The following is a 2647-nucleotide window of genomic DNA, read 5'->3' on the forward strand; positions in this document are numbered from 1 at the left end:
TCGTCTCGAGCCGGGCGGACTGTTCCTCGCACTCCCCGGCGAGCGGGTCGACGGACACGAGTTCGTCGCCCGCGCGCTGCAGGCGGGTGCGGCGGCGGCGCTGGTCGCCCGCGAGGTCACCGATGTCCCCGAGGGCGCGGGCGCGCAGATCGTGGTGCCCCCCGTGGACCGGCGCGTGACCAACGCCATGGTCCTGGCCGCGGATTCCGACGGGTCCGGTGCGGCGGTGCTCGCGGCGCTCGGGTCCCTGGCGCGCGCCAGCGTGGACAGATTGGTCGCCGACCACGGGCTCGTCGTGGTCGGGATCACCGGCTCCTCGGGCAAGACCAGCACCAAGGACCTCATCGGCGCGGTTCTCTCCGCGGCCGGGACGGTCATCGCGCCGCCCGGATCGTTCAACAACGAGATCGGCCATCCCTGGACCGCCCTGCGTGCCGATGAGTCCACGGACTTCCTGGTGCTCGAGCTGAGTGCCCGCGCGCCGGGCAACATCCGCGAGCTCGCGGAGATCGCGCCCCCGAGGATCGGTGTGGTGCTCAACGTGGGGACCGCGCACCTGGGTGAGTTCGGGTCGCGTGACGTCATCGCCGCCACGAAGGGTGAGTTGGTCGAGGCCCTGCCGGATGCGGCCCACGGAGGGGTCGCGGTGCTCAACGCCGACGATGACCGGGTCCTGGGAATGGCCGGGCGGACGTCCGCCGAGGTCGTGACGGTCGGGACGGGCCGGTCCGCGGACCTCCGCGCCGAGGACGTGCGGCTCGACGACGAGGTCCGGGCCTCCTTCCGGCTGGTGACCCCGGACGGCGAGGCCGACGTGGCCCTCCGCGTCCACGGGGAGCACCAGGTGGGCAACGCCCTGTCGGCCGCCGCGGTGGGTCTGGCCTGCGGTATGGACGTCGCCGCGGTCGCCGCCGCTCTCGGCACCGCCCGGGCCGCCTCCGCCCGGCGGATGGACGTCCGGGTCACCGCCGACGGTGTCACCGTGATCAACGACTCCTACAACGCCAACCCCGATTCGGTGCGGGCCGCGCTCAAGTCGCTCGCGGTGATGGCCCGGTCGGGAGGGGGACACCGCCGGACCTGGGCGATCCTGGGCGAGATGGCGGAACTCGGCGACGACTCGGTGACGGAGCACGACCTCATCGGGCGGTTCCTCGTGCGGCTCGACGTGTCCCAACTCGTGGTGGTCGGCCGGGGTCGACCCCAGCGCGCACTGTTCCAGGGGGCGGTGCAGGAGGGCTCGTGGGGATCGGAGGCGGAGCACGTCGAGACCGCCGAGGAGGCGTCCGCCATCGTCGACGAGCGCGTGCAGCCGGGGGACATCGTGTTGGTCAAGGCCTCGGCGGCCGTGGGCTTGTGGAGCGTCGCGGAGCATCTGCTCGCGTCGCGTGGTGAGGAGAAGTCCGAATGACCCAGATCATGATCGCGGGCATCGTCGCCTTCGTCGTGAGCATCTTCCTCACCCCGGTGCTCATCATCTACTTCCGTCGGCACGGCTTCGGGCAGGAGATCCGCCTGGAGGGCCCCCAGTCGCACATGAGCAAGCGCGGGACCCCCAACATGGGCGGGATCGCGATCCTCGCCGCGGTGTGGCTGGGGTACATCGTGGCCGGGCTGGTGGGGCAGGTGACGGTGGGCGGTGGCGGGTTCACCGCCTCCGGCCTGCTCATCCTCGGACTGGCCACCGCGTTGGCCGTGGTCGGGATGATCGATGACGGCCTCAAGGTGTTCAAGCGGCACAACAAGGGTCTGGGCATCCTGTCCAAGACCGTCGGTCAGGTGCTCGCGGCGCTCGCCTTTGGCATCCTGGTCCTGGGATTCCGCAACGACGACGGGCTGACCCCCGCCAGCAGGTCGCTGAGCTACGTGCGGGACTTCGTCGCCGTGACCTTCCCGGTGGTCGTCTTCCTGGTCTTCATCGTCCTCCTGGTCTACGGCTGGTCCAACGCGGTCAACTTCACCGACGGTCTGGACGGGCTCGCGGCCGGTTCGATGGCCATGGTCATGGGCACCTACGTGGTGTTCAGCTTCTGGCAGTTCCGGTACTCGTGCTTCTCCACGGCGGAGGGGGTGGACCTGTCCGGGTGCTACCAGGTCCGGGATCCCCTCGACATCGCCGTGGTGTGCTCCGCCGCGCTCGGGGCGTGCCTGGGCTTCCTGTGGTGGAACGCGGCGCCGGCCAAGATCTTCATGGGCGACACGGGGTCGATGTTCCTGGGCGGCATCGTCGCCGGTGTCTCGGTGGTCTCGCGGACCGAACTCCTGATGGTCGTCGTCGGCGCGGTCTTCGTGATCGAGTTCGTCTCGGTGCTCATCCAGGTCGCGGCGTTCCGCACCACCGGCCGTCGTCCGTTCCGGATGACACCCATCCACCACCACTTCGAGAACGGCGGATGGGCCGAGACGACCGTGACCATCAGGTTCTGGCTCCTCGTGGCCATCTCCTGTGGCCTGGCCATCGCGCTGTTCTACGGTGACTGGCTCGCGAGCTCGACGGGATGACGGACGTGACACGACAGCGTGTGGACATCCGCGACCTCGCCGGCGCCCGCGTGCTCGTCCTCGGCGCCGGGGTGTCCGGGCCGGGGGCCGTCCGGATCCTCCACGCGCTCGGCGCCGAGCCCGTGGTGGCGGACTCGCGACCGGA

Annotated in this window: 3 protein-coding genes; all 3 read left to right on the forward strand. The window is 70.6% G+C overall.

What is annotated here, in order from left to right; all coding sequences use genetic code 11:
- Positions 1–1411: UDP-N-acetylmuramoyl-tripeptide--D-alanyl-D-alanine ligase (gene murF / locus G6018_RS01970; protein ID WP_182638578.1), on the forward strand; the 1411-nt coding region annotated here is incomplete at its 5' end.
- A complete protein-coding gene (gene mraY, locus G6018_RS01975) occupies positions 1408–2502 on the forward strand; it encodes a phospho-N-acetylmuramoyl-pentapeptide-transferase (RefSeq protein ID WP_179525064.1) in 1095 nt (364 codons plus the stop codon). The genes murF and mraY, both read left to right, overlap by 4 nt.
- The coding region (locus G6018_RS01980) for a hypothetical protein (protein WP_182638579.1) at positions 2499–2647 on the forward strand (149 nt) is incomplete at its 3' end. The genes mraY and G6018_RS01980, both read left to right, overlap by 4 nt.

Origin of the sequence: Dietzia sp. DQ11-44 (assembly GCF_014145205.1) — a bacterium.
GTDB lineage: Bacteria > Actinomycetota > Actinomycetes > Mycobacteriales > Mycobacteriaceae > Dietzia > Dietzia natronolimnaea.